This is a genomic window from Actinomadura sp. 21ATH, from assembly GCF_041951345.1.
Lineage (GTDB): Bacteria > Actinomycetota > Actinomycetes > Streptosporangiales > Streptosporangiaceae > Spirillospora.
Map to the genome: position 1 here is coordinate 103,686 of NZ_JBGNUR010000011.1, position 26,268 is coordinate 129,953.

Sequence of the window (26,268 nt, forward strand, 5' to 3'; positions counted from 1 at the left end):
CCGTGTTACCCGCTTACGTCCCCGACGTTAGCCGCCCCGGCCGCGGCGCGCGGGGCCGACCGTGGTCAAACGGGTCAGTCGCGGCGCGGAGCCGGGACCGCGTCGGCGCGGACCTGCGTCCACATGCCCCCGATGGCGTCGAAGACGGCCACCGGGACGGCGGTCTCGGCCTCGTCGCCCGTCCCGTCCCAGTGCCACAGGCGGGTGCCGTGCGGGGCCTGCAGCGGCCCGCCGGAGGCGAGCACGGGGGCGCCGGGCGCGAACGCGGGCTCCCTCTCCGCGAGGCCGTCCCTCTCCTCCCTGGGCTCCTCGGACGCGGGCGGCTCGGGGACCGGCGCGGGCACCGGGACGGCGGGCGTTCCGGGCGCGACCGGGGCGCCGGGCGCGGGAGGCGAGGCAGGCGCGACAGGGGCGACAGGTGTGGCGGGAGCGACGGGGTCGGCCGCCGCCGGCGGCACCCCGGGAGACGCGGCCGGCGGTACGGGCGGCGGCGGTGGCATCACCGGCGGCTGCGCGGCCGGCCGGGCCAGGGCGCGCTGCGTGGCGTCCAGCCGGTTGACGGCGGCGGCGTCCAGATGGACCTCGCTGGGCAGCCCGGGGTTGATCGCCAGCTGCCAGGCCGGGTCCGGCCAGCCGAGCGCGAGCTGCGCGAACGACGTCCGCCGGTACAGGTCGGGCCGGTGCCCCGAGCGCACCAGCGCCTGCGGCGAGGTGAACACGACGATGTACGTGCCGCTCCCGATCGTGGTCGTCGGCAGGTCGGCGGCCTCCGGGTCCTCCACGGCCGGGGCCGTGGAGGGCAGGACCAGGTCGGCCGACAGCAGCAGCTCGAAGTACGTGGTGTGGTCGCCGCGCCCCTTGGCCTCGGCGAGCCGCGGCTCCAGCTCGTCCGGCCCGTCGGCGGCGGGCGGCCCCGGCTCGAAGCCGGGCACCGGCGCGGCCAGCGCCGGAACGCCCCCGGCGCCCTCGGTGCCCACGGAGGCCACGGAGGCGCCGTCGTCCCAGCCGGCGCTCTCGGCCAGGGTGCTGCGCCGCTTGCTCACCCGGCCCGGGTCGGCGGTCTCGATGCCGAAGTCCAGCAGCTCGATCAGCCCGGTGCCGTGCCGGTGGAACGACTCGTACACGAGGTCGGAGGGGCGCCGCACGCCCTGCACGTCGCGCAGCGCGGTGACCATGACGTCGGCGAGCCGGCCGTGGTCGCCGGCGGTGGCGTAGGCGGGCAGCTCCGTCCACCAGTTGCGCGGGCCGGAGTGCATGCTGCCGTCCGGGCCGGGCTCGGCCGGCGGCCGCCAGCCGGCCTCGCTCATCACCTCTTCGTCGGCGAGCGTCAGCAGCAGCGGCCCGTCGAGGAAGTTGTTGCTGACGGCCTCGGCGTACAGCCGGTCAGGCTCCCGCATCGCCTGGACGTAGTGGCGGCTCTCGTCGCGCTCGCGCACGATGAGGATGGTGTCCCGCTCCAGACCCGCGAGCTCGCGTCCCAGGTGCCGCGCGAACTCGGACCACTCCAACTAGATCACTCCCTACCGGCCGGGCCTGGGCCGCGACCCCCGCGCGACCGCTTCCCGAGATCCCGATGATTGTCGCCCGCGACGCCGCTGGCAAACCAGCCGCTCACTCCGGCGGCGCCACGTGACGGAGCACACGGAGCGCCCCGCGAAGTTCGCCCGGATCGTCGGCGTACGCGTCCAGGACGTCCATCAGCCTGTGCAGGATCTCGTGCCTTTCGAACCCCACGTCCAGCAGCGCCTGTGCGGTTTCCCACAGCTGCGGCGGGTCGCCGTCCCAGAGCCGCCGGGCGAGCCGCTCGTGCGCGTCCAGGTGCTCGGGGGACGCGCCCGGGTGCTCGAACTCCAGCATGATCCGCCGGTCCTCCGGATCGGCGGGGTCGAGGGTGGACAGGTCGATCGCGCCGTGCCGGCCCGACTGCCGGTGCCGCCCGGTCAGGAACGGCAGCGCGAACGCGCGCCGGGGCAGCGCCTCCAGCTCGCCGTCCGGCAGCAGCCGCGCCACCAGATCGCGGCTCAGCCCGAACGCCGACGGATCGCGGTACGCCTCGGCGAACTTGGCGGTGGCGTCCCAGACGGCGTCCAGGGTGGCCCGCACGCCCTCCTCGGGCAGCCCGGTCCGCTTGCCCGCCCACCGCACCCAGGCCGCCAGCACGTGCGGTACGGCCTCCTGCTCGGTCGGCGACAGCAGCACCTTGCGCGGCAGCCAGTCGAGCAGGAACATCTCGCACTTGGTCGGGCTCACCCGCAGCGGGCGGCCGAAGTCGTGCGCGCAGCCGTAGTCGATGATCCGGTCGACGCAGCGCGACGCGGCCGACAGGTCGGACAGCTCCTCGGCCTCGTCGGAGGACAGGAACCGGGCGGCGATCGTGGCCCGCCGGTCGCGGCCGTACACCGCGGGCTGCGGCGCCCGCCCGCCCGGCGGCAGCAGCGCCACCCGGGCCCGCACGAACGCGTGGTACGACCCGAACTTCTCCCCGACCGGCGGGTCGCGCGCCTCGTCGGTGAACTCCAGCGCCCGGCGCAGCACCGCCCGCGTGTCGCGCGGGTCGAGCCGCTCGAAGACCATCAGCGGGTTGGTGCGGCCCTCCCACCGGCAGTGGTCGAGCAGCCGGTCGACCTGGGAGGAGACCCAGGCGTCGCGGACCATCCCGGCGGCCGGCGGGTGCCCGTTGCCGTTGCCGTGGGACGGGAGGGTGCCCGGGAACCCGGGGAACCCGGGGAACGCGCTCCCGGCGCCGGTGCCGTGCAGCAGCGACCCCTGGACGGCCGACGGCTTCGTCCGGTCGACGACGACCACCAGGGCGTGCCGGTCGCGGCCGCCGTAGGTGAACGTGCAGATCACCGACTCCTGGTCGCCGTAGACGTCGCGGGAGACGTGGCAGTCCTCCAGCGCGACCGTGCCGACCCGGTCGGCCCAGCCGGGGCGCGCGACGCCGCGTTCCATCAGGGCCAGCGCCGCCCGCTCGGCCCGGGCCGCCTGCCGCGGCGTGCCCAGGTAGGCGATCCCGGTGAGCAGGGCCAGCGCGGCGGGCGTGCCGACCCGGCCGGCGTGGTCGATCAGCGCCTCGCCGATGACCTCCTCGACGTCACCGTCGGGGACCCGGCGGCCCCACCACGAGCCCAGGATCTCGCTGACGATCAGCTCGGCGTCCAGCGGGCTGCGCACGGCCAGCAGCTCGCGCGCGTGGCGCAGCATCCCGTCGAAGATCGCGGAGATCTCGTCCGAGGACGGCGGGCCGTCCCGGGGCGGCTCCCCGGAGGACTGGCGGCGGCTGCGGGGACTCACTCCCCTAGCTTCTCAGATCCGGCGCCGGTACTCGCCCAGGACATCGGCGACGGCGGGAAAGGGACGCGCCGGAATCCGCGCCGGTCCCCGTCCGCGGCCCGCGCGCCGTGCCGCCCGTGCCGCCCGCGGCTCCCGCCGCTCACGCGTCGGGACCGCCGACGCGCCCGGACGGCGGCTCGGACTTCACCATGCCGACCAGATGCTCCCGGGCCATGCGCTCCACCAGGGCCGGGGTGGCGTCCAGGCCCAGATGGGTCGCGCACGCCTGGACATCGGCGACACAGCGCTCGACGGTGTCGGGAGTGAAGATCGCGAATTCCAGCGAGAGCCGTCCGGTGAGCAGCCGGCGGATCTCGCCGCGGCGGTCGGCCAGTGCGGGCATCAACGCAGCGCCTCCGAGCCCCGAGGGTCCGGCGGGACGGGGTGAACCGCCGGGAGCGGGACGGGCGGGCGCGATCGTTCCGTGACGACCCGTGAACACCGTGCTGATCAGCGCCTTCGGGTCCGGCCGGACGCGCCGCCAACCTCGCCTCGCGTCTCATTCCAGCGCTTTTGCGGTGAGTGTCAAGACCTATCCGGCGGGGTCTTCAGGACGTTCTCCGGAGGTTCTCCCGGGCGTTCCGGAGCGTGCCTTTCCGGGTACGCATCCGAACGGCCCATCGGCTCCGTCCCGCCGGGCTCATGGACTCCGGCGCGCCGGTCGAGCTCGTCGAGCCAGCCGGCGTGGTGCCGGGCCGCCCACGCCCGGTCCACCCGCCCGGTCACCATGGCCCCGAGCGCGCCCCGGTCCCGCAGGGCGTACCAGAGGTGGCCGACCGTCACCGCGAGCACGAGCAGGAACAGCCAGTCGTGGACGAACGTGGCGCCGGTCCGCCAGCGGTCCGGCCACGGATCCGGGAACGTCATGATCGTCCCGGTGCCGAGCAGCACCAGGATCGCGCCCGCGGTGAACGCCGCGTTCAGCTTCTGGCCCGCGTTGAACTTGCCCACCGGGACGACCCCGCGCTCCAGCCCGCCCGCGCGCACCACCGCCCGCCGGTCCCCGCGGCGCAGCCAGTCCCGGTCGTGCGCGGTGAACCGGTCGAGCCTGCGCAGGTCCCGCCGGAACGCCTCGGACGCCAGGCCGAACAGCACGGGCAGCGGCAGCGCGTACCCGGCCCAGACGTGCAGCGGCTTGAGCAGGTCCCGGCGCCCCACCGCGGCCGACAGCGCCGGCACGTACAGCAGCGCGGCCGTGACCAGGCAGACCAGCATCAGCAGGGCCGTCGCGTGGTGGACCCAGCGCTCGGCCGCCGCGAACCGGCGCAGCCGGTCAGGCGGGTGCGTCATGTGCGGGTGCGTCATGTGCGGGTCCGTCATGTGCGGGTTCGTCATGTGAGGTGGTCATGTGGGGGGATCGTTCCGTCCGTTCGACCGGCCGACCCAGGCGTCGACGTCATAACCGCGTCGCTCCCAGTAACCGGAGACGACCTTTTCCGTAAGCTCGATGCCGCCCAGCCACTTGAGCGACTTGTAGCCGTACATCGGGGCCACGAAGAGCCGCACCGGCCCGCCGTGGTCGTGGGTCACCGGCGCGCCCAGCATCTCCGTCGCCACCAGCACGTCCCGCCGCCGCGCCTGCTCCAGCGTCAGCGACTCGGTGTAGACCCCGTCGAACGAGGTGAACCGGACCGCGCGGGCCCGGGGCGAGACGCCCACCGCGTCCAGCAGGTCGGGCAGGGCCACCCCCGCCCACATCACCTCGGGCACCCGCCACCCCGTCACGCACTGGAAGTCGCGCGTCAGGCGCGTCCGGGGGAGCGCCGCCAGGTCCGCCATGCCGAACGAGCGCCGCTCGCGCACCAGGCCGCCCACGGTCACCCGGTGCTCCTCCGGGCGGCGGGGCCGCACGCTCCCGACGACCGAGTAGTACCGGAAGCCGCCCGTGCCCGGCAGCACCTCCCCGATCCGGTTCACCGGTGCGAGGGCACGGCTGACCCCCTGCTGGAGGGAGGCGCCGACCGCGACGCCGGCCGCGCCCAGGCCGAGCATGCCGAGGACGATCCGCCGCCCTACCGGCGCGCCCTCCGCCCGTTCCGTGTCGTCTTCCGCCACATGTTCCATTCGAGCACTCCGGCGCCGCCGCCACCATGCCCTCGGCGCGCCCGTAAGGAAACGGTGAGATCTAAGCTGGCCCCATGGCCACCCAGGTTGTTCTCGCGCAGAAGCCCGAGGCCGACGAGCTGCTCGGACGCAGCCCGCTGGCCGCCCTGACCGGCATGCTGCTCGACCAGCAGATCCCGATGGAATGGGCGTTCACCGGCCCGTACACGATCGCCCGGCGGCTCGGGAGCGCCGACCTCGACGCGCACGAGATCGCCGCGTACGACCCGGAGCGGTTCGCCGCGCTGCTCTCGGAGAAGCCGGCCGTGCACCGCTACCCCGGCTCGATGGCCAAGCGGATCCAGCAGCTCTGCCAGTATCTCGTCGAGCACTACGACGGCGACGCCGGCGCGATCTGGCGGGACGTGGACAGCGGCAAGGAGCTGTTCAAGCGGCTCAACGCGCTGCCCGGCTACGGCAGGCAGAAGGCGCAGATCTTCACCGCGCTGCTGGGCAAGCAGTACGGCGTGCGGCCCGAGGGCTGGCGCGAGGCGGCCGGCGACTACGGCGCGGAGGGCTCGCGGCGGTCCGTCGCCGACATCACCGGGCCCGAGTCGCTGGCCGAGGTGCGGGCGTTCAAGCAGGAGATGAAGGCCGCGGCCAAGGCGAAGAAGTGATCGCGGGCGGCGCGTCTTTGCCGTCTTTTTGCCGGAGATAGCGCCAGGGGCGCGGCCCGTTCGGGGCGTCCGGAACTCGCCGAGCGAGCGCGCCCGCCGGGCGTGTCGGGCTCGGGCGTCGTACCATCACGTACTCGCCGTCCGTGTGGACGCCTCCCGCCGCCCGGGCGGGCCGGCGCGGGCGGCGTCCGAGTCCGTCCGAGTCCGTCCGAATCCGGAGGTCGGCGCCGTGAGCCGCGTGACACAGATGCCGCGGGGCCTTCCGTCGGCGGCGAACCACCGGGATGATGAGTACCTGACTTCGACGGGTGTTGTGATGGAGGCGGGAGCGCTAGCCTGCTCCCATTCACGCATAGTGATGACGAACTGCCGCGCGGTACGGGACCCCCTGGGGCGGAGGTGTTGCCGATGAGCACCGATACGTCCGTTCCGCATCCCCGGATCGCCGGGGTGGAGGGCCGGCCTATGGATGCGTCCGATTCCGCCCTGTACGCGACCTTGATGGACCGGGCCCCGGCGGGCCTGGCGCTCTTCGACACCGGCCTGCGCTGCCGCCGGGCCAACGCCGCGCTCCCCGAGCTGCTGGGCGTGCCCGGCACCGACCCGCACCGGCGGCGCCCCGACGAGTTCCTGCCGGCCGAGCTGGCCGGCGAGTTCGAGTCCGCGCTGCGCACCGTGCTCGCCGAGGAGCAGGCGATCACCGAGTCCGACCTGACCGTCCCGCGGCCCCGCGAGGAGAGCGCGCCGGACGAGATGGGCGGCATGGGCAGTGTGAGTGGGATGGGCGGGATGGGCGGGATGGTGGAGCCGGCCGTCCCCGGGCCGCCCGCCACCACCGTCGCCGCCGGCTCTCGCGTGCTGGCCTGCACCTGGCTGCCCGCCCGCGGCGAGGACGGCCGGCTCACCGGCGTCGTGCTGACCGCGCAGGACGTGACCGAGCGGCGCCGCGCCGAGGAGGTCATCCGGCGCAAGGAGCAGCGCTACCGCTCGCTGGTGGAGGCCAGCTCCCAGGTCGTCTGGGTGGCCTCGCCGGACGGCGGCGTGATCGACGACGCGCCCGAATGGCGCTCGATCACCGGCCAGACGCTCGACGACTACGCCACCGGCGGCTGGCTCGCCGTGGTCCACCCCGAGGACCGGCCCCGGATCGAGGCCGTCTGGCGCGAGTGCGTCGGCGACGACCGGGTGTTCGAGACCAACTACCGCATCCGCACCAAGAGCGGGGCGTACCGCCACTTCGACGTGCGCGCCGTGCCGATCTGGCGCGGCGACACGGTGATCGAGTGGGTCGGCGCCAACACCGACGTCACCGGCCAGCGCGAGGCCGAGGAGATGCGCGGCCGGCTCACCGAGCAGCTGTCGGCCGCCGCGCTCCGCACCGCCCGCCTCCAGCAGGCCACCTCGATGCTGGCCGAGGCCCTCACCGTCAGCCAGGTCGTCCAGGTGATCACCGAGGTGGGCCGGTCGGCGATCGGCGCCGACTACTCCGCCGTCGCCCTGCTCGACGACGACAAGCTGCGGCTCAGCATCGTCACCCCCTCCGCGCCCGGCGCCGAGGGACGGCCCGCCTCCCGCGAGGACTTCAAGGTCAGCGACCAGACCGTGATGTCGGTGGCCGTCCGGGAGAGCCGCCCGTTCCTGGCCGAGCACCCCGACAGCCTCCGGCTCCAGCTGGGCCGCGACGAGGCCGGGCTGTTCCTCCAGCACACCGAGGAGCGCGCCTGGGCCGGCCTGCCGCTGCTGGCGGCCGGCGCCCCGATCGGCGCGCTGCGGTTCTCGTTCACCCGGCCCCGGGAGATCACCGAGGAGGAGCGGGTCTTCCTGGAGGCGCTGGCCGGCCAGTGCGCGCTGGCGGTCGAGCGGGCGCTGCTGTTCGAGCGCGAGCACAAGACCGCCGAGGAGCTGCAGCGCAGCCTGCTGCCCAGCGACCTGCCCCAGCTGCCCGGCATGGTGCTGGCGGCCCGCTACAACCCCGCCACCCGGCACGTCCAGGTCGGCGGCGACTGGTACGACGTCTTCCGTCTCCCCGACGACCGGCTCGCCGTGGCCGTCGGCGACGTGATGGGCAAGGGCGTGCTGGCCGCGGCCGGAATGGGCCGCGTCCGCAACGCGCTGCGCGCCCTCGCGCTGAACGACCCCCGCCCGGCCGCCGTGCTGGCCGGGCTCGACCGGCTGTTCAGCGCCACCGAGGACGAGGAGCAGTTCACCACGGTCGCCTACGCGGTGATCGACCCCGAGACCGGCCGCGGCGCGTTCAGCAACGCCGGCCACCCGCCGCCGCTGCTGATCTCCGCCGACGCCCCCGCCAGGGTCAGCTCGCTGGAGCCCGGGACGCCGCTCGGCTGGCCGTCCCAGCGGCAGCAGACAAGTTTTTCCATCGAGACCGGCAACACTGTGGTCTTCTATTCCGATGGACTTGTGGAGAACCGTAGGCGTGGGGTGGACGCCGGCCTGGAGGAGCTTGTCGCCGTGGCGGCCGACGCCCCACCTGAAGTGGTAGGAGATCCGGAGAGAGTCGTCGACTTCCTGGTCGATCGGATGCTTGCGGGATACGAGCAAGTGGACGATGTGACCGTACTCGCCCTGCACGTCCCGCCGAAGCCCAGGTGATCTCCGCCGCCGGAGCGCGCCGGGGCGGCTCCGCGTACGAGTCCGGACAAGGCCACGATACGGCCGAAACCCGGCACCGCGCGTACGAAGGACCGCCCAGCGCCCCCTAAGGTGGTGTGTTACCGGGGAGGACACCGGATGCGGAATGCGCGGCAGTCCCAGAATGCTTGACCCAGTAAGAGCGGGTACGCTGCGGTCCGCATAAGGTGGCCCACCCAGTGTGTGGTCCCACCCCGTGTGAGGCCGGGCCCGTCAGGGCACTTGGGTCAACCAAGCCACACGTTCGTTCGAGAGGTATTTGTGTCGCCTGCTAGCTCGACCTCGAAAGCGTCAGATCTGCACGAGCATGTCATCGCGCAACTGATCGAGCGTGAACGGTCCCAGGGTTACCTCGACGCCGACTACGTACGACGTACGTTCGAAGAGGCCGACATTCCCGTGTCACAGGCCTCCAGCATCCTGCGGAGCCTGAGCAAGGAGGGTGTGACCGTCATGGTGAGCGCTGCCGACTCAGCGGCGCCCAAGCGATCGCGCAAGCGCGCGACGCCGGCGGCGCGCAGGCCCAAGACCGCCGCCGCGGCCGCCAAGGAGCAGCCCGACACGGTGACCGCGGTCGTCGAGGACGGCGCCGAGGAGACCCCGGCGCCGGCGCCCACGCCGGCCGCCGTCGCGAAGAAGGCCGAGGCCCGCAAGGGCGCGGCCGCCAAGGCCAAGAAGGCCCCTGCCAAGAAGGGCGCCGCCGCCAAGGCCGCCCCGGTGAAGGGCGCGGCCAAGCCCGGCCCCGCCAAGAAGGGCGCCGAGGACGACCCGGAGCTCGACGACGAGGTCGACGTCACCGACCTCGAGGACCTCGACGACCTTGAGGGCGACCTCGAGGTCGCGGCCGAGGACGACGCCGCCGAGGAGCAGCCCGAGGAGGAGGCCGCCCCGGTGGCCCCCGTCGCCGCGGCCGCGCCGGGCAAGCCCGGCGTCCCCGGCAAGCCCGCGGGCAACGAGGAGGAGGGCTTCGTCCTCGGCGACGACGACGAGGACGCCCCCGCCCAGCAGATCGCCGCCGCCGGCGCCACCGCCGACCCGGTCAAGGACTACCTCAAGCAGATCGGCAAGGTCCCCCTGCTCAACGCCGAGCAGGAGGTCGAGCTGGCCAAGCGCATCGAGGCCGGCCTGTTCGCCGAGGAGCGGCTGGCCGCCGACGGCCCGTCGATGTCCGAGGAGGACCTCGACGACTTCGAGTGGATCGCCGAGGACGGCCGCCGCGCCAAGAACCACCTGCTGGAGGCCAACCTCCGGCTGGTCGTCTCGCTGGCCAAGCGCTACACCGGCCGCGGCATGCTGTTCCTGGACCTGATCCAGGAGGGCAACCTGGGCCTGATCCGCGCCGTCGAGAAGTTCGACTACACCAAGGGCTACAAGTTCTCCACGTACGCCACCTGGTGGATCCGGCAGGCGATCACCCGCGCGATGGCCGACCAGGCCCGCACCATCCGCATCCCGGTGCACATGGTCGAGGTCATCAACAAGCTGGCCCGCGTGCAGCGTCAGATGCTCCAGGACCTGGGCCGCGAGCCCACCCCGGAGGAGCTGGCCAAGGAGCTCGACATGACCCCGGAGAAGGTCGTCGAGGTCCAGAAGTACGGCCGCGAGCCGATCTCGCTGCACACCCCGCTGGGCGAGGACGGCGACAGCGAGTTCGGTGACCTGATCGAGGACTCCGAGGCGATCGTCCCGGCCGACGCGGTCAGCTTCACCCTGCTCCAGGAGCAGCTGCACTCGGTGCTGGACACGCTCAGCGAGCGCGAGGCCGGCGTGGTCTCGATGCGGTTCGGCCTGACCGACGGCCAGCCCAAGACGCTGGACGAGATCGGCAAGGTCTACGGCGTGACCCGCGAGCGGATCCGCCAGATCGAGTCCAAGACCATGTCCAAGCTGCGCCACCCGTCTCGTTCCCAGGTCCTGCGCGACTACCTGGACTAGTTCGGTTCGTCTCCGGTCACGGTCACGGCCGTGACCGGAGACGCCCCATCGCTCAGCGATCCGCCCGTGGAGGCATGCCTCCACGGGCGGTCGGCGTGTTCGCGCGGCGGCCGGGGCCCTTGCCTGGCAGCTACTTGACTGTCACCTGGCCGGGATCGGTCAGGTGTGCAGGACGATGTCGAGGTCGCCGCCGTTCAGCTCGGCGGTGTGGCCGAGGTCGGCGACGGCCTTCTGCAGCTCCTCGGGCGTGGCGGGATCGGCGCCCGCCGCGATCAGATCGTGCGCGATCCTGCCGCGGGTGGCCTTGGCCATGTGGCTGACCACGGTCCGCTTGGGCACGCCGCCCAGGATGCGCTCGCGGAAGACGCGCACCCGTACGGCGGGCTCCGGGGCCTTCCAGGCCGACATGTACGGCCCGGAGCGCATGTCCACCACGAGCCGGCCCGCGGGCCGCAGGGCCGCCTTGAGGGCGGGGCGCCACAGGGCGGCCAGCTTGCCCTCGGGCGGCAGCGTCACGCCCATGGCGAGGCGGTACGGCGGGATCCGGTCGGTGAGCCGCAGCGCGCCCCACAGGCCCGAGAACACGATGATCCGGTCGGCGGCGGCCCCGGGGTCGAGGGCGCCGAGCGCGAGGTTCTCGTACAGGACGCCGGTGTAGAGCTCGGAGACCGGCAGCGTGGGGGCGTTCATCAGGGCGCGGTTGCGTTCCAGAGCCTCCTGCGTCTGCCCCTCGGGCAGGCCCAGCACCTCGGGCGCGTCGTCGCGCCGGCAGGTCTCGCCCAAGGCGCCGAGGACGCGCCTGCGGACGGGGTTGAGCTCCGGGAAGCTCAGGCTCTCCAGGTCGAGCGGAGGGCCGTCCCCGCCGGCGGCCTTGCGTTCCGATGGCGGCAGCAGAATGAGCACGTTCCCCCCGTCTCCGTCCGTCCGCGCGGGTTCGATCATGATGGGCGTCCGGTCCCTTCAGGATATTCGCCGGTGCCTTATGAGCCGGGCCGGGGGGCGCCCGAGTGAATACGCAGTGTAATTGACTGCTCACGTTATGAGGTCGAGCGTTGTTCGCTCGCTTTCGGAGATTTCTCCGAAATGGGCGAACGGCGGCCACCGCCACCGGTGACCGCCGTTCCGGGGATTCTTTTATTTCGAGGCTTACCGCTCCTCGCTGGACGCGGAGGCCGGGGTTTCGTTGAGCCTGTCGGTCTCGTCCTGAATGTCGGCCCCGCTGGCGCGGAGGGCTTCTGCGTACTTGCGTCCGTGGTGGGCGCAGAACAGAAGGTCGCCGCCGCCTACAAGGACTGCACGGACGTAGGCCTGGGCACCGCAGCGGTCGCAACGGTCAGCGACGGACAGCGGCTTGGTTGGGGCAAGGGCTCCAGTCACGGCACCTTCCTCATGCTCGGGGTCGGTACTTAAGACAACATCTAACCTGACGACGGCGTTCCCAACCTGTTTGTGCGTACGCCCACAGCAGAATGGGCGGCTAAGTGACCCAAATCACAGCCCCGCCGGGGACGGCGGCCCTTCGAGGGCGAAGATCGACGCACGTGTATCAGGTGCGGCGGCGAGCCTGTAAGTGGAGTGTCGGTGCCCGGGGGTACCCTCTTGCCGAATGTCCTACCCCCGAGGAGCACAGGCACGTTGACCGCCGCGACCGCAGAAGCCACCACCGACGATTCGCACGGCTACTCCGCCCGGCACCTCACGGTGCTGGAGGGCCTGGAGGCCGTGCGCAAGCGACCCGGCATGTACATCGGGTCGACCGACAGCCGTGGGCTCGCCCACTGCCTCTGGGAGATCGTCGACAACTGCGTCGACGAGGCCCTGGCCGGATACTGCACGCACATCAGCGTGACGCTGCACCCCGACGGCTCGTTCGAGGTCGGCGACAACGGCCGCGGCATCCCGGTCGACATCGAGCCCAAGACCAAGCTGCCGGGCGTCGAGCTGGTGATGACCCGGCTGCACGCCGGCGGCAAGTTCGGCGGCGTGGCCTACACCGCGTCCGGCGGCCTGCACGGCGTGGGCGCCTCGGTGGTCAACGCGCTGTCGGCGCGGCTCGACGTCGAGGTCGACAGCAACGGCGCCACCCACGCGATCAGCTTCCGCCGCGGGCTGCCCGGCGAGTTCGCCGACGAGCGGCCCAACTCGCGGTTCAAGCGGCGGTCCGGCGTCCACCAGGTCCGCAAGGTCTCCCGCAAGACCACCGGCACCCGGGTGCGGTTCTGGCCCGACGCGCAGATCTTCCTCAAGGGCGCCACCGTCGAGCAGAGCCAGGTGCTCGACCGGATGCGGCAGACCGCGTTCCTCATCCCGGGCCTGACCATCGACGTGCGCGACGAGCGCGGCGACGAGGTCTTCGAGGAGACCTTCCGCTTCGACGGCGGCATCAGCGAGTTCTGCTCCTACCTCGCCAAGGACGCCCCGATCATCGACGTGCTGCGGCTCCAGGGCCGGGGGCACTTCACCGAGACCGTCCCGGTGCTGGACGACCAGGGCCACCTGGTGCCCACCGACGTCGAGCGTGATCTGGAGGTGGACGTCGCGCTGCGCTGGGGGAGCGGCTTCGACACCGTCACCAAGTCGTTCGTCAACGTCATCGCCACGCCCAAGGGCGGCACGCACGTGCGCGGCTTCGACCGCGCGCTGATCCGGGTGATCAACGAGCAGCTGCGGGCCTCCAAGCTGCTGCGCAACAGCGACGAGGACGTGGTCAAGGACGACGTCCTGGAGGGCCTGACCGCCGTCGTCACGGTGCGGCTGCCCGAGCCGCAGTTCGAGGGGCAGACCAAGGAGGTGCTGGGCACCTCGGCCGCCGCCCGGATCGTGTCCCAGGTGGTGAGCCGCGAGCTCAAGGCGATCTTCGAGAACCCGGGGCGCGGCCAGAAGCAGCCGCTGCGCGCCGTGCTGGAGAAGATCGTCGGTGCCGCCAAGACCCGGATCGCCGCCCGGACCCAGCGCGACAACCAGCGCCGCAAGAACGCCCTGGAGAACAGCGCGCTCCCGGCCAAGCTCGTCGACTGCCGCACCGCCGACGACCGCAGCGAGCTGTTCATCGTCGAGGGCGACTCGGCGCTGGGCACCGCCAAGCTGGCCCGCGACTCCGAGTTCCAGGCGCTGCTGCCGATCCGCGGCAAGATCCTCAACGTGCAGAAGGCGTCGGTCGCCGACGTCCTCAAGAACGCCGAGTGCGCCGCGATCATCCAGGTGATCGGGGCCGGCTCGGGCCGCACGTTCGACCTGGACTCGGCCCGGTACGGCCGGATCATCCTGATGGCCGACGCCGACGTGGACGGCTCGCACATCCGCACCCTGCTGCTGACGCTGATGTACCGCTACATGCGGCCGATGCTGGAGGCGGGCCGGGTCTTCGCGGCCGTCCCGCCGCTGCACCGGATCGAGCTGATCAAGCCCAAGAAGGGCCAGGACAAGTACGTCTACTGCTACAGCGACGCCGAGCTGCGCAAGAAGCTGGTGGAGTTCGAGCGCAAGGGGATGCGCTGGAAGGAGCCGGTCCAGCGCTACAAGGGCCTGGGCGAGATGGACGCTGACCAGCTGGCCGAGACCACCATGGACCCGCGGCACCGCATCCTGCGCCGGATCCGGATCGAGGACGCCGAGGACGCGGCCAGGATCTTCGAGCTGCTGATGGGCAGCGAGGTGGCCCCGCGCCGCGAGTTCATCACCGCCGGCGCCGCCGAGCTGGACATCGAGCGCATCGACACCTGATCCGCGCACAGCGCGCGTCTGACCCCGGCGAATCCCCGGGGCGGGCGGCCCGGCCGGCCGCCCGCCCCGGGGATTCGACCTGTTCGTGACGATTATCGGCCGCCGTCCGGGTACCACCCTCCGAAACGATCAAGGAGGGCGGAGATGGCGACCGAGGTCGACCCGCGCACGCTCGGCGGCGGCCTGCGCCGGGTGATCGGGCGCAGGATGCTGATGCTGTTCGTGATCGGGGACATCCTCGGGGCGGGCATCTACGCGCTGGTCGGGCAGGTCGCGGGCGAGGTCGGCGGGGCGGTGTGGGCGCCGTTCCTGGTGGCGTTCGTGCTCGCGGCGCTGACCGCCACCGCGTACGCCGAGCTGGTCGGCAAGTACCCCCGGGCGGCCGGGGCCGCGCTCTACACGAACAAGGCGTTCGGGATCCCGTTCGTGACGTTCATCGTGGCGTTCGCGGTGATGATGAGCGGGATCACCTCGGCCAGCACCGCCGCCCGCGCGTTCGGCGGCGACTACCTCGCCGAGTTCGTGTCGCTGCCGACGCTGGTCGGCGCGCTGATCTTCCTCGCGCTGGTGACGCTGGTGAACTTCGCCGGCATCTCCGAGTCGATCAAGGTGAACGTGGTGCTCACGCTGATCGAGGCGTTCGGGCTGCTGGTGATCATGGTGATCGGGGTCTTCGCGCTGGCCGGCGGGGACGGCGAACCCGGCCGGGCGCTGGAGTTCGACCCGGCGAACGGGGCGTTCCTGGGCGTGCTCGGCGGCGCGGCGCTGGCCTTCTACGCGCTGATCGGCTTCGAGGACTCGGTCAACCTCGCCGAGGAGGCCAAGAACCCGGCCAGGGACTTCCCGGTCGCGCTGTTCGGCGGGCTGGCGATCACCGTCGTGATCTACATCGCGGTCGCGTTCACCGCCACCATGCTGGTCGACACCGAGACGCTGAAGACCTCGACCGGGCCGCTGCTGGAGGTCGTCCGGGTCGCCGGGTTCGACTTCCCGCCCAAGCTGTTCGCGCTGATCGCGCTGCTGGCGGTGGGCAACACCGCGCTGATCAACATGATCATGGCGTCCCGGCTGGTGTACGGCATGGCGCGGGAGCGGATCGTGCCCTCGGTGTTCGCCGTCGTGCACCCGCGGCGCGCCACGCCCTGGCCGGCGATCCTGTTCACTGTGGCGATCGCGGTCGTCCTGGTGAGCACGGGCGACGTCGGCGGGCTCGCCGACACCACCGTGCTGCTGCTCCTGTGCGTGTTCGCGCTGGTGAACGTCTGCGTGCTGGTCCTGCGCCGGGAACGGGTGGGGCACGAGCACTTCCGCGCGCCGACCTGGATGCCCGTGCTGGGCGCGCTGAGCTGCGCGTTCCTGGCCCTGCCGATCGCCGGCCGGGAGGGCGCCGTCTACCTGCGCGCCGCCGTGCTGCTCGCGCTCGGCCTGGTGCTGTGGCTGGTCAACCGGCTGATCGTCGGCCGTACCGAGTCCGTCGACGCCGAGAGGCTGGACGCCTGACGGGGCCCTCCCGCTGAGCGGGAGGGCGGGCTGTCCCGGCCCGGCACATCGGGCCTAGGCTCGCCGCCGCGGCGCGCGTCTCGTAAAACAAGCGCTCGCTTGCTAGCCTCTCCCCGACACGAAAGGCGGTCCGGTATGCCCACGTCCGACCAGATGAAGAAGGCGCTGCAGAGCTACGTCGACGGCTTCGACCGCGGCGACGCCGCGTCGATCGTCGCGCTGTTCGCCGACGACGCGGTGGTCGAGGACCCGGTCGGCAACCCGCCGATCTCGGGCCGCGCGGCGATCGAGGAGTTCTACACCAACGCCGTGGCGGCCGGCTCCAGGCTCGTCCTGGACGGCCCCATCCGCGGTTCGCAGGGCAACGCCGCGGCCATGGCGTTCACGGTGGAGGTCCCCGCGATGAACGTGCGCATCCGCGCCATCGACGTCATGACGTTCGGCGACGACGGCAGGATCGTCAAGATGCAGGCGTACTGGGGCCCCGACGACATGGAGCAATAATTAGGGCGGGCGAGTAAGCCAGTTGTCACGAGGCTTCGGGAGACCGGCCGGTTCCGTGCGCGGGGCCGGCCGTTCTTGTGAGGTGATGACGACTCTTGTGAGGCGATGACAAGGAAGCGCGTCCCGGCGGGCGCCGGGACGCGCACGGACGCGCGTGCCCGCCGCCGGGATGACGCCGCCGCGGGCCGTTCCCGGCCAATCCCCAGTACCCAAGCGCTTGCTACATCACGGGAGTTGTTCTTAGATCTCGGGTGAGCGCTCACGCGGCGCGCGCCACCTCCGGATCCGGGACGCGACGCCGCCTCGGGGGCCGGCGCGGAGCGCGGCCGGGCCAGATCACCCCGTTCGCGCACCATCCACCGCCGGAAGCATCGACACGGGCCGATATCCGAGGAGGAATACGTGAAGGCCCTAGTCAAGCTCGGCACACCCCTCGTCGCGGCCACCGCGGCGGTCGGCCTGCTGGCCGGCTCCGCGTCGGCGGCGTCCACCACGGTCCGCAGGGACGGCCCCGCCGGGGCGCCCTACGACGGCCAGTACCAGATCCTCAACGTCGGCGACCTCACCTTCGCCGGCACCGGCTTCACCGCCAGCTGCTCGTCGGCCGACCTGCGCGGCACCCTGACCTCGTCGGGGTCGGGCACCCTGGACTCGGCGACCGCCACGGGCTGCACCAGCAACCTGGGAGCGCCGACGGTGTCGTTCCGCAACCTCCCCTACACCGACGGCGTGCTGGCCTACGGGCCGACCGGCGACTACGACGGCACGCTGACGTTCACCGACCCCGACCTGGAGATCCAGGCGTCGTTCGGGTTCATCAGCTGCGTCTACGGGTTCGACGCGCAGCACACCAGCCTCACCTTCGAGGTCCGCAACTCCGACAACCCCGCCAACTCCACGGGGCAGCTCGCCGGGACGATGAACGGCGTGTCCCTCGGCCTGAAGTCGGGCAGCTTCCTGTGCCCGACCGACGTCACGGCCAACGGCACCGGCAAGGCCATGGGCAAGGTCGCCCCTGGTGACGCCACCTACGGCCAGAAGCTCCACATCACCGCCTGACGGTGTGCCCCCCCGCCCGGCCGTCCCGCTCCCGTACGGGGTGGCCGGGCTTCCACGTTCCCCGCAGAAGAGGCGATTCCGCTGTGAAGATCTCATTCCGCAAGAGCCTGGCGGCCGCCGCGGTCGCGTTCCTCGGCCTGGCCGCCCTCCAGCCCGGCACCGCCGCCTCCGCCGCGCCGGCGCGGCCCGCGGCGGCGCAGGCGCGGGCGGTTCCGGCGTTCGACCTCCGGGCCGACTGCCCGAAGCTGCCCGACGGTGCCGAGGCGGCGCGGTGGGAGTGCCTGGTGATGGTCGTCGGCGGCGGCTCGATGAAGCTCGGCGGGCTCACCCAGCAGATCACCCAGCCGATCAAGATCGTCGCGCAGACCGGGCCGCCGGCGGGCGGCGGGCCCAACGAGCTGAAGCAGATCAGGATGGACGCCGACCCGATGAAGGTCCCGGGCGGCGTGCTCGCGCTGCTCGGCGTGCCCGCGCCCGGCCTGGAGGACGTCCCGGGCTTCAAGGTGGAGATCGAGCCGCACTACGCCGGGGGCTTCGCGTTCGCGCTGCCCACCGCCAAGGTCGACATGCGGGTACGGATCATCAACCTGCTGCTGGGCAGGTCCTGCTACATCGGCACCGAGGCCCAGCCGATCAGGTTCACCATGATCGCCGACATGTCCACGATCCGGGTCATCAGCCCCGGCGACCCGGCCGACCCGATGGGGAACCCGTTCGTGATCGGTGCCACGGCCGCCGACAGGACCTTCACCGTGCCCAGGGCGACCTGCGGGGCGTTCGGCTGGCCGATCGACTGGGCCGCCGGGCTGCCGTCGCCGTCGGGCCGGAACGAGGCGACGTTCGAGACGTACATCGCCGTGGCCTCCTACCAGGGCGGCACCGCGGCGCTGCGGGACCCGCGCACCCTCAAGGTCGGCTGAGCGGCACGACCGGCGGCGGGCACCAGCGGGGCACGTGAAGCGGAACGGCCCCCGCACGGACGCTCGACGTCCGCGCGGGGGCCGTCCCGTTCCGGTCACTCGGCCGGTTCGGCGGGCTCCACGGGCTCGGCGGGCTCCGGAGGCGAGTTGAGCGCGCCGCCCAGGACCGGAAGGGCCTGCGGCAGCTTCTCGCCGGAGCCGTCGCGGCGGCCCAGCTCGGCCGGGACGTCCAGCGGCTTGCCGGTGGCGGTGGCGGCCTTCACCGGGGCCGGGCCCGCCCACGCCATGATCAGGGTGTCCTCGCCCTTGAGGAAGCGGTGCGAGCGGACGCCGCCGGTCGCGCGGCCCTTGGCCGGGAAGTCGGCGTAGTCGGCGACCTTGATGGCGCCGGTCTGGGTGCCGGGCAGCGCCGACGACGAGCCGGAGATCGTCACGACCCGGGACTCGCGGGACGGGTCGAGCGCGCCGAACCAGATGACGCGGGCGCCGGCCGCCAGCTTGATCCCGGCCATGCCGCCCGCCGCGCGCCCCTGCGGGCGGACGTTGGACGCCGAGTAGTGCAGCAGCTGGGTGTCGTTGGTGATGAAGACCAGGTCGTCGTCCTCGGCGACGGTGACGGCGCCGACGACCCGGTCGCCCTCCTTGAGCGTGATGACCTCGAACTCGTCGCGGTTGGGCGGGTAGTCGGGCACGACGCGCTTGACCACGCCCTGCTCGGTGCCCAGGGCGAGCGAGCCGTCCATGGAGCTCAGGCCCACGATCCGCTCGTCCGGTTCGAGATCGACGTACTCGGTGATCGGGGCGCCGCCCGCCAGCGACGGCGGCGCGGCCGACGGCGGCAGCGTCGGCAGGTCGATGACCTCGACGCGGATCATCCGGCCGGCCGAGGTGACCGCGCCGACCTGGGCGCGGGCGCTGGCCCGTACCACCGAGACCAGCACGTCGTGGTTGGCGCGGGCGCCCTCGGTGGCCAGCGGCTCGGCGTCGTGCGTGCGGGCCATCAGGCCGGTGGACGACAGCAGCACCAGGCAGGGCGTGTCCTCGACCTCCAGCGGCACGGCGGCGGCCGCGGTGTGCCCCGACGACTCCAGCAGGACGGTGCGGCGCGGCGTGGAGAACTCCTTGGCCACCTCGCCCAGCTCCTTGGAGACCAGGTTGCGCAGCTTCCTCTCCGACTCCAGGATCGCGGTCAGCCGCGCGATCTCCTTGCTGAGCTGCTCCTTCTCCTTCTCCAGCTCGAGCCGGTCGTAGCGGGTGAGGCGGCGCAGCGGGGTGTCGAGGATGTACTGCGCCTGGATCTCCGACAGCTCGAAGATCTGCATCAGCCGCTGCTTGGCCTGGGCCGCGTCGTCGCTGTCGCGGATGACCTGGATGACCTCGTCGATGTTGAGCAGCGCGACCAGGATGCCGTCGACCAGGTGCAGCCGGTCCTCGCGCTTCTTGCGGCGGTGCGCGGAACGGCGCCGCACCACGTCGATGCGGTGGTCGACGTACACCTGGAGCAGGTCGCGCAGGCCCAGCGTGCGCGGCTGGCCGTCGACCAGCGCCACGTTGTTGATGCCGAACGACTCCTCCATCGGCGTCAGCCGGTACAGCTCGGCCAGCACCGCCTCGGGGTTGAAGCCGTTCTTGACCTCGATGACCAGCCGCAGGCCCACGTTGCGGTCGGTGAGGTCCTTCAGGTCGGAGATCCCGTTGATCTTCTTGTTGTTGACCAGCTCCTTGATCTTCGCCTTGACCCGCTCGGGGCCCACGGCGTACGGGAGCTCGCTCACCACGATGCCCTTGCGGCGGGCCGTGACGTTCTCGATGGTGCAGGTGGCACGGGTCTTGAACGTCCCGCGGCCGCGCTCGTAGGCGTCGCGGATGCCGTCCAGGCCCACGATCCGGCCGCCGGTCGGCAGGTCGGGGCCGGGCACGAACCGCATCAGGTCGTCGAGCGTGGCGTCCGGGTTGTCGATCAGGTGCCGGGCCGCGGCGATCACCTCGCCGAGGTTGTGCGGCGCCATGTTGGTCGCCATCCCGACCGCGATCCCGGACGCGCCGTTCACCAGCAGGTTGGGGAACGCGGCGGGCAGGACCTCGGGCTCGGTCTCCTGGCCGTCGTAGTTGGGCCGGAAGTCGACGGTGTCCTCGTCGATGGAGGCGACCATCAGCATCGCCTCGCGGGTCAGCCGCGACTCGGTGTACCGCATGGCGGCGGGCAGGTCGTCGCCGCCGAGCGAGCCGAAGTTGCCGTGCCCGTCGACCAGCGGCATCCGCATCGCCCAGGGCTGCGCCAGCCGCACCATCGCGTCGTAGATGGCGCTGTCGCCGTGCGGGTGCAGCTTGCCCATCACCTCGCCGACCACGCGGGCGCACTTGACGTGCCCGCGGTCGGGGCGCAGGCCCATCTCGTTCATCGAGTACAGGATCCGGCGCTGCACGGGCTTCATCCCGTCGCGCGCGTCGGGCAGTGCCCGCTGGTAGATGACCGAGTACGCGTACTCGAGGAAGCTGCCGCGCATCTCCTCCGAGACATCGACGTCGATGATGTTCTCTTCGAAGTCCGGCGGGGGAGGGGCCTGGGATCCGCGTCGTGCCATGTGGGACATTGTGGCGGGTCCCAGAGACAGATTCGCACCGGACGGGCGTCCGGCGCGCCGAAAGTCACCCTTCCGACATCTCCCCGGAGGTTCCCGATGAGCCCGCTGGCCGACTTCCAGAACGAGATCTACCTGAAGGGGCTGGGCGACGTCCTGCCCGAGCTTCCCACGGATCTGACCAGGCTGGAGGCGCTGGCGCAGGAGCGGCTGTCGGCGCGCGCGTTCGGGTACGTGGCGGGCTCCGCGGGCGGCGAGTCGACCGCGCGGGCGAACCGGGCGGCGTTCGAGCGGCGCCGGATCGTGCCGCGGATGCTGCGCGACGTCGGCCACCGCGACCTCTCGGTGGAGGTCCTGGGGACGCCGATGCCGGCGCCGGTGCTGCTGGCGCCGATCGGCGTCCAGTCGATCTTCCATCCGGAGGGCGAGCTGGCGGTCGCGCGGGCGGCGGCGTCGTGCGGGCTGCCGATGGTGCTGAGCACGGCCGCCTCGTTCACGATCGAGGAGGTCGCCGGGGCGAGCGGGGACGGCCCGCGCTGGTACCAGCTGTACTGGCCCAAGGACCGGGACCTCGCGATCAGCTTCCTGGAGCGGGCGAAGGCGGCGGGCTACACGGCGCTGGTGGTCACGCTCGACACGTTCACGCTGGCGTGGCGGCCCCGCGACCTCGACCAGGCGTACCTGCCGTTCCTGCGCGGGATCGGGACGGCCAACTACTTCACCGACCCGGTCTTCCAGAAGGCGGTCGGCGGGCCGGTCACCGACGCCAACCGCGACACCGCGATCCTGCACTGGGTCGCCAACTTCGGGAACCCCACGCTGACCTGGGACGACCTGGTCTTCCTGCGCGAGCACTGGGACGGCCCGATCGCGCTCAAGGGCATCCAGCACCCGGACGACGCCCGGCGGGCGGTGCACGCCGGCATGGACGGCGTGATCGTCTCCAACCACGGCGGCCGCCAGGTGGACGGCGCCATCGCGTCCCTGGACGCGCTGCCGCGCGTCGTGGAGGCGGTGGGGGAGCAGGCCGCGGTGCTGTTCGACAGCGGCGTGCGGACCGGCTCGGACGTGGCCAAGGCGCTGGCCCTGGGCGCGCGGGCGGTGCTGGTGGCGCGGCCGTACGCCTACGGGCTCGCGCTGGGCGGGGAGGCGGGCGTGCGGCACGTGCTGCGCTGCCTGATGGCCGAGCTGGAGCTGACCATGGTCCTGTCGGGCCACAAGAGCCCCGACGAGCTGACCCCGGAGATCCTCCAGGAGATCTGAGTCCCGGAAGTTCTTACGAACCGCGAACGTGCGGCTCCGTCCCAGGTCGGAGCGTTCCAGGCCGGGCTAGTCTCCGGACATCGGCGATCTTGCGCGGGGCGGAGGCGACCATGACGGATGTCATGGGTCCGCCCTGAGAAAGTCCCGGCGCACTCCTGACGCCCGTGACTGCAGGCTCTCGCCGGGTGGCGCGAGCATGGAGGCATGGGCGTGAACGTGATCGAGGTGCGGGGGGCCGGGGTCCGGTTCGGCCGGCGGGAGGCCGTGCGCGGCGTCTCCTTCGGGGTCGGCGAGGGCGAGATCTGCGCGCTGGCCGGTCCGGCGGGGGCCGGGAAGACGACGCTGCTGGAGGTGGCCGCGGGGATGCGGCGGCCGACGTCGGGCGAGGTGCGGGTGCGCGGGGCCGACCCGTACGAGGACCGCGCGCGGCTGCGCACGGGCGCCGTCTGGCGCGAGGGCGGGCTGTTCCCGGGGCTGACCGTCGCGGAGGTCGTCGACACCTGGCGGCGCTGGACGGTCGATCCGATCACGCGGGACGAGGCGCTGCGCGCGACGGGGCTCGGCGGCAGCGAGGACGTCCCGTTCGAGCGGCTGACCCCTTGCGGGCAGCGCATGCTGGACCTGTCGCTCGCGCTGATCGGGCGTTCCGACGTGCTCTTCCTGGACGAGCCGGCGGCCGGCCTGGACCGGCCCGGCGCCCGGAAGGTCCGCTCCGTCCTTCGTGGCCTGGCGGCGGGCGGGGTCACGATCCTGCTGGCCACCTCCGACCCGGACGACGTGGCGGCCGCCGACCGGGCCGTGGTCCTGGACCGGGGGAGCGTCGCGGCGGCCGCGCCGCCCTGGGCGGCGTGACACCCGGGAGGGCGCGCGGCCGTCGCCCCGCACAACGGTCGCGGTGATCCCGGCCGGGCTCTTCGCCCGTATCCGGGCGCGTACGTACTCTTGGGGCCACCCCAGCGCCCAGGCGGAGGCAGGCAGGCCCGTGCAGCCCAGGATCCCGCGTCCCACCGGCATCGCCATGATCATCGTGGCGATGACGCTGGTGACCCTGGCGGGCTACATGCTGCCCGCCCTCTGGTACGAGCTGTTCCAGCGGCACGACTACGGGCGCGCCGCCGTGGGCGCGCTGTCCACGGCGGCGGTGTTCGCCCTCTACGGGCGGCTGCTCTGGCTGAACCTGATGCGCCGTACCGTCCCGGCGCACCGCGCGGGGCTGGCGGCCATCGCCGCGGTCTGCTGGGCGCTGGCGGCGTTCATGGACGCGGCGGCCGGGTGGGGGAACGCCCTGCTCCTGCCCGCCGGGCTGATCGCCGTGGTGCTCCCGGTGCGGGAGGCCGTCGCGGCCGCCGCGGCGGCGACCGTGCTGACGCCCGCGTACGGCCTGCTGCTGGGGCTGCCCGCGCTGAACGTCCTCTACCAGGCGCTGGGGATCCCGCTGGCGGCGTTCTCCGGGTACGTGACCGTGTGGCTGTTCCATGTCGTCCAGGAGTTGCGGGAGGCGCGGGCGGAGCTGGCGCGGTCGGCGGTGGGGGAGGAGCGGCTGCGCTTCGCCCGCGACCTGCACGACGTCCTCGGCCACAGCCTCCAGGCCGTCGCCTTGAGGGCGGAGGTCGCCGAGCGGTTCGTGGAACGCGACCGGGAGCGCGTCCGGAAGGAGCTGGTCGAGATCCAGCGGATGGCGCGCGATTCGGTACGGGACGTGCGCGAGGTCGTGCGCGGTTACCGGGCGACGTCCCTGCGCACCGAGCTGGAGGGCATGTCGGCGGTCCTGCGGGCGGCGGGCATCCGGTGCGAGCCCCCGGAGATCTCGCCCGACCTGCCCCCGCACGTGCACGAGCCGCTCGGCTGGGCCGCCCGGGAGGCCGCGACGAACGTGCTGCGCCACAGCGGCGCGACCTGGTGCATGATCACGGTGTGGTCGGACGGCGACCGCGTCTGGCTGGAGATCGGCAACGACGGCGCCGGCCGCCGGGCCGAGGGGACCGGCAGCGGGCTGGCCGGACTCGCCGAGCGGATCGCGGCGGCGGGCGGCGAGTTCACCGCCGGGCCGGTCGGCGACGGCACGTTCCGGCTGGCGGCGGCCGTGCCGGTGGAACCGGCGGTACCGGCGGGGCCGGTGGAGGGAGTGGCGTGATCCGCGTTCTGCTGGCCGACGACCATCTGCTGATCCGGGAGGCGCTGGTCCTGCTGCTGGGCACCGAGGAGGGCATCGAGGTCGTCGCCGACGTCGGCCGCGGCGACGAGGCCGTGGACCGGGCGCTGAGCCTGAAGCCGGACGTGGCGGTGCTCGACATCGACATGCCGGGCCTGGACGGGCTGGCCGCCGCCGAGCGGCTGTCGGCGGCGCTGCCCGGCTGCCGGCTGGTGATCGTGACGGCGCACGGCCGGCCCGGCAACCTGCGGCGGGCGATGGCCGCCGGGGTGCGCGGCTTCCTCGGCAAGGACGCCCCGGGCGCGCGGCTGGCGGAGGTGATCCGGCAGGTGGCGGCGGGCGCCCGCTACATCGACCCGCAGCTGGCGGCGGACGCGCTGGCCGCCGAGGAGTGCCCGCTGACGCCGCGCGAGCTGGACACGCTGCGCGCCGCCGCCGACGGCGCCCCGGTGGCGCGGATCGCGCGCTCGCTGGGCCTGTCGGAGGGGACCGTGCGCAACTACCTGTCGGCGGCGGTCACCAAGCTCGGCGCCGACAACCGGCACGCGGCGGTGCGCGCCGCCCGCGATCTCGGCTGGCTGTGACGGCGGCCGCCGCAGACGGGGCAGGCGCCGGGGATGGGGACGGGGCGGACGCCGCGGGCGCCGGGGCGGTCAGGCGCGGGCGAGGACGCCGTCGACGCTGAGGGTCTCCAGGACCGACCCGTCGGCGCCCAGCGCCTCGATGGCGGGCGCGCGGCGGGCGCCCCACACGACGGCCGTGTGGCCGTGCGGCGGCACCGGCAGCAGGCGCTTGCCGACGCGCAGGTGGGTGACCTCGGCCGCCGCCCGCAGGCGCACCTGGCTGACCCACTTGGCGCCCCAGGGCAGCAGCCGGTTGGCGTTCCGGACGGTACGGCCCCACCCGTACCGCTGGAGGTGGCCGCCCAGCTCGGCGGCCGACCGGCGGGCGAGGGGCTCGTCGACGGCGCAGCCGCCACCGCCGCCCAGCTCCATCCACTCGCCGTCGCGGCGGTGGAACGTCCAGCCCTCGATGAACGGCGGAACGTTCCCGTGGACCGTCCCCGGAAGCCGCAGGAACGTGACAACGGCGATGTCGCCGTCGACGTCGAGGCCGAGCGGGAGGAAGTCCAGGCCGCCGTCCGCGCCGGCCGGGCCGGCCTCGGGCAGGCCGTCCTGGAGCAGCCGCAGGCACTCCGCGTACACCTCGTTGTCGTTCATGTGGCGGGGACCTCGTGATCGTGCAGGCAGGGGGAAGGGCCCTCCCGCAGAGAGGGCCCCACGTCGGATTCACTCTAAAGGTCTGGGTCACCATGTTTCATCCGTCTCCTTGCACTCACCGTCACCCTCGCCGTCACCGGGCCTCGCCCGCGCTCCTTCGAGGCCGCGGACGGCGACGAGGGCGCACTGCGCGGCGGCGGGCAGCCCGGCCCCCACCGCGAGGGCGATGGCGAGCGTCCGGCCGTCCTCGCCGGCGGTCGTCACGTCGAACCAGGCGTCCATGATCAGCAGCCCGGCGGTGGCCGCGGCGGTCAGCGTGTGACGGTTGTCACCCCTGGTCAGCAGCACCCCGGTGGTCACCAGCCCGGCGGCGATCATCGCGTCCAGCCCGATCCAGGCCACCGCCCAGTTCGACACCTGCGCGGTGTCCGGGAGCCGGACCGCGAGCACCCCCATCCAGGGGACGAGCGCGGCGCCGCCGGCCACCAGGCTCCACGCCGTCCAGCGGGTGCGGTCCGTCTTCCACGGGCGCGGCAGGGCGCGCAGGCGCGGGAGCGGGCGGGGGCGGGACGCGGTCACGACCATCGGGTCTCCTAGGAAGGCATGCTCAAGGGGGCGAAGGGCTCAGAGGGGGAGGAGCGTGCTTCAAGCCTTCCGGAGCCGGGCGTCACCGTCTGTAGCACGAGAGACCGTTCCGGGGGTGGCACC

At 73.0% G+C, this 26,268-nt stretch carries 22 protein-coding genes; 12 read left to right on the plus strand and 10 right to left on the minus strand.

The window, feature by feature from the left end:
* Positions 1 to 74: 74 nt before the first annotated feature.
* From ACA361_RS27925 to ACA361_RS27945, 5 genes are all read right to left on the minus strand, one after another.
* Positions 75 to 1,508 carry an SseB family protein gene (locus tag ACA361_RS27925; protein WP_375016662.1) on the minus strand — a complete coding sequence of 478 codons (1,434 nt, stop codon included), beginning with the start codon at positions 1,506 to 1,508 and terminating at the stop codon, positions 75 to 77.
* A 103-nt stretch (positions 1,509 to 1,611) separates the two neighbouring features.
* Complete coding sequence (locus ACA361_RS27930; protein WP_375016913.1) at positions 1,612 to 3,204, minus strand: hypothetical protein; 1,593 nt, start codon at positions 3,202 to 3,204, stop codon at positions 1,612 to 1,614.
* A gap of 229 nt (positions 3,205 to 3,433) precedes the next feature.
* Positions 3,434 to 3,676, minus strand: coding sequence for a hypothetical protein (locus ACA361_RS27935; RefSeq protein ID WP_366625838.1), 243 nt, complete (start codon positions 3,674 to 3,676; stop codon positions 3,434 to 3,436).
* A gap of 182 nt (positions 3,677 to 3,858) precedes the next feature.
* Complete coding sequence (locus ACA361_RS27940) at positions 3,859 to 4,653, minus strand: cytochrome b/b6 domain-containing protein (RefSeq protein ID WP_375016665.1); 795 nt, start codon at positions 4,651 to 4,653, stop codon at positions 3,859 to 3,861.
* A gap of 24 nt (positions 4,654 to 4,677) precedes the next feature.
* Entirely contained in the window at positions 4,678 to 5,388 is a 711-nt protein-coding gene (locus tag ACA361_RS27945; protein ID WP_375016667.1) for a molybdopterin-dependent oxidoreductase, read from the minus strand.
* 83 nt (positions 5,389 to 5,471) lie between these two features.
* Here ACA361_RS27945 and ACA361_RS27950 point away from each other — a divergent pair, with 83 nt between their 5' ends.
* From ACA361_RS27950 to ACA361_RS27960, 3 genes are all read left to right on the plus strand, one after another.
* Positions 5,472 to 6,053 carry an HhH-GPD-type base excision DNA repair protein gene (locus ACA361_RS27950; protein ID WP_375016669.1) on the plus strand — a complete coding sequence of 194 codons (582 nt, stop codon included), beginning with the start codon at positions 5,472 to 5,474 and terminating at the stop codon, positions 6,051 to 6,053.
* Positions 6,054 to 6,518: 465 nt separating this feature from the next.
* Positions 6,519 to 8,663, plus strand: a complete 2,145-nt coding sequence (locus tag ACA361_RS27955) for a SpoIIE family protein phosphatase (RefSeq protein WP_375016671.1) — start codon at positions 6,519 to 6,521, stop codon at positions 8,661 to 8,663.
* Positions 8,664 to 8,963: 300 nt separating this feature from the next.
* Positions 8,964 to 10,637 carry an RNA polymerase sigma factor gene (locus ACA361_RS27960; protein WP_375016673.1) on the plus strand — a complete coding sequence of 558 codons (1,674 nt, stop codon included), beginning with the start codon at positions 8,964 to 8,966 and terminating at the stop codon, positions 10,635 to 10,637.
* 159 nt (positions 10,638 to 10,796) lie between these two features.
* On the opposite strand, the gene ACA361_RS27965 is transcribed toward ACA361_RS27960, so the two are convergent.
* Positions 10,797 to 11,540, minus strand: coding sequence for a YaaA family protein (locus ACA361_RS27965; protein WP_375016675.1), 744 nt, complete (start codon positions 11,538 to 11,540; stop codon positions 10,797 to 10,799).
* A gap of 243 nt (positions 11,541 to 11,783) precedes the next feature.
* On the minus strand, positions 11,784 to 12,014 hold the full coding sequence (locus ACA361_RS27970; protein WP_375016677.1) for a hypothetical protein: 231 nt from the start codon (positions 12,012 to 12,014) through the stop codon (positions 11,784 to 11,786).
* 258 nt (positions 12,015 to 12,272) lie between these two features.
* On the opposite strand from ACA361_RS27970, the gene ACA361_RS27975 reads away from it, so the two are divergent.
* The 5 genes from ACA361_RS27975 to ACA361_RS27995 all read left to right on the plus strand — a co-directional run bounded on the left by ACA361_RS27975 (position 12,273) and on the right by ACA361_RS27995 (position 18,343).
* Positions 12,273 to 14,360, plus strand: a complete 2,088-nt coding sequence (locus ACA361_RS27975; protein ID WP_375016679.1) for a type IIA DNA topoisomerase subunit B — start codon at positions 12,273 to 12,275, stop codon at positions 14,358 to 14,360.
* Between the two features lie 144 nt (positions 14,361 to 14,504).
* Complete coding sequence (locus tag ACA361_RS27980) at positions 14,505 to 15,860, plus strand: APC family permease (RefSeq protein ID WP_375016681.1); 1,356 nt, start codon at positions 14,505 to 14,507, stop codon at positions 15,858 to 15,860.
* 135 nt (positions 15,861 to 15,995) lie between these two features.
* Positions 15,996 to 16,364 carry a steroid Delta-isomerase gene (locus ACA361_RS27985; RefSeq protein ID WP_375016683.1) on the plus strand — a complete coding sequence of 123 codons (369 nt, stop codon included), beginning with the start codon at positions 15,996 to 15,998 and terminating at the stop codon, positions 16,362 to 16,364.
* Positions 16,365 to 16,766: 402 nt separating this feature from the next.
* Positions 16,767 to 17,423, plus strand: coding sequence for a hypothetical protein (locus ACA361_RS27990; protein WP_375016685.1), 657 nt, complete (start codon positions 16,767 to 16,769; stop codon positions 17,421 to 17,423).
* An 83-nt stretch (positions 17,424 to 17,506) separates the two neighbouring features.
* Positions 17,507 to 18,343: a hypothetical protein gene (locus ACA361_RS27995; RefSeq protein WP_375016687.1), complete on the plus strand. Its 837-nt coding sequence runs from the start codon at positions 17,507 to 17,509 to the stop codon at positions 18,341 to 18,343.
* A gap of 95 nt (positions 18,344 to 18,438) precedes the next feature.
* On the opposite strand, the gene ACA361_RS28000 is transcribed toward ACA361_RS27995, so the two are convergent.
* On the minus strand, positions 18,439 to 20,928 hold the full coding sequence (locus tag ACA361_RS28000) for a DNA topoisomerase (ATP-hydrolyzing) subunit A (protein ID WP_375016689.1): 2,490 nt from the start codon (positions 20,926 to 20,928) through the stop codon (positions 18,439 to 18,441).
* A 96-nt stretch (positions 20,929 to 21,024) separates the two neighbouring features.
* On the opposite strand from ACA361_RS28000, the gene ACA361_RS28005 reads away from it, so the two are divergent.
* The 4 genes from ACA361_RS28005 to ACA361_RS28020 all read left to right on the plus strand — a co-directional run bounded on the left by ACA361_RS28005 (position 21,025) and on the right by ACA361_RS28020 (position 24,924).
* A complete protein-coding gene (locus ACA361_RS28005; RefSeq protein ID WP_375016691.1) occupies positions 21,025 to 22,188 on the plus strand; it encodes a lactate 2-monooxygenase in 1,164 nt (387 codons plus the stop codon).
* Between the two features lie 204 nt (positions 22,189 to 22,392).
* Positions 22,393 to 23,040, plus strand: a complete 648-nt coding sequence (locus ACA361_RS28010; RefSeq protein WP_375016693.1) for an ATP-binding cassette domain-containing protein — start codon at positions 22,393 to 22,395, stop codon at positions 23,038 to 23,040.
* Between the two features lie 130 nt (positions 23,041 to 23,170).
* Positions 23,171 to 24,322, plus strand: coding sequence for a sensor histidine kinase (locus ACA361_RS28015; RefSeq protein ID WP_375016695.1), 1,152 nt, complete (start codon positions 23,171 to 23,173; stop codon positions 24,320 to 24,322).
* The gene (locus ACA361_RS28020) at positions 24,319 to 24,924 is read left to right on the plus strand and encodes a response regulator (protein WP_375016697.1); all 606 of its coding nucleotides are present in this window, start codon (positions 24,319 to 24,321) and stop codon (positions 24,922 to 24,924) included. The genes ACA361_RS28015 and ACA361_RS28020 overlap by 4 nt, the downstream gene beginning before the upstream one ends.
* A 69-nt stretch (positions 24,925 to 24,993) precedes the next feature.
* Here the strand turns inward: ACA361_RS28020 and ACA361_RS28025 are convergent, their stop codons facing one another.
* A complete protein-coding gene (locus tag ACA361_RS28025) occupies positions 24,994 to 25,560 on the minus strand; it encodes a hypothetical protein (protein WP_375016699.1) in 567 nt (188 codons plus the stop codon).
* Positions 25,561 to 25,647: 87 nt separating this feature from the next.
* Positions 25,648 to 26,145 (minus strand): hypothetical protein, encoded by a 498-nt coding sequence (locus ACA361_RS28030; RefSeq protein ID WP_375016701.1) that lies wholly within the window; start codon positions 26,143 to 26,145, stop codon positions 25,648 to 25,650.
* Positions 26,146 to 26,268 lie beyond the last annotated feature (123 nt).

What these genes read in the sequence shown, in the direction of transcription:
- ACA361_RS27930 (WP_375016913.1), bottom strand. Translation starts at nt 3,204, where the DNA reads ATGCTGCGCCACGCGCGCGAGCTGCTGGCCGTGCGCAGCCCGCTGGAC.
- ACA361_RS27935 (WP_366625838.1), bottom strand. Translation starts at nt 3,676, where the DNA reads ATGCCCGCACTGGCCGACCGCCGCGGCGAGATCCGCCGGCTGCTCACC.
- ACA361_RS27940 (WP_375016665.1), bottom strand. Translation starts at nt 4,653, where the DNA reads ATGACGGACCCGCACATGACGCACCCGCACATGACGCACCCGCCTGAC.
- ACA361_RS27950 (WP_375016669.1), top strand. Translation starts at nt 5,472, where the DNA reads ATGGCCACCCAGGTTGTTCTCGCGCAGAAGCCCGAGGCCGACGAGCTG.
- ACA361_RS27955 (WP_375016671.1), top strand. Translation starts at nt 6,519, where the DNA reads ATGGATGCGTCCGATTCCGCCCTGTACGCGACCTTGATGGACCGGGCC.
- ACA361_RS27980 (WP_375016681.1), top strand. Translation starts at nt 14,505, where the DNA reads ATGGCGACCGAGGTCGACCCGCGCACGCTCGGCGGCGGCCTGCGCCGG.
- ACA361_RS27985 (WP_375016683.1), top strand. Translation starts at nt 15,996, where the DNA reads ATGCCCACGTCCGACCAGATGAAGAAGGCGCTGCAGAGCTACGTCGAC.
- ACA361_RS28000 (WP_375016689.1), bottom strand. Translation starts at nt 20,928, where the DNA reads ATGGCACGACGCGGATCCCAGGCCCCTCCCCCGCCGGACTTCGAAGAG.
- ACA361_RS28005 (WP_375016691.1), top strand. Translation starts at nt 21,025, where the DNA reads ATGAGCCCGCTGGCCGACTTCCAGAACGAGATCTACCTGAAGGGGCTG.
- ACA361_RS28010 (WP_375016693.1), top strand. Translation starts at nt 22,393, where the DNA reads ATGGGCGTGAACGTGATCGAGGTGCGGGGGGCCGGGGTCCGGTTCGGC.
- ACA361_RS28025 (WP_375016699.1), bottom strand. Translation starts at nt 25,560, where the DNA reads ATGAACGACAACGAGGTGTACGCGGAGTGCCTGCGGCTGCTCCAGGAC.
- ACA361_RS28030 (WP_375016701.1), bottom strand. Translation starts at nt 26,145, where the DNA reads ATGGTCGTGACCGCGTCCCGCCCCCGCCCGCTCCCGCGCCTGCGCGCC.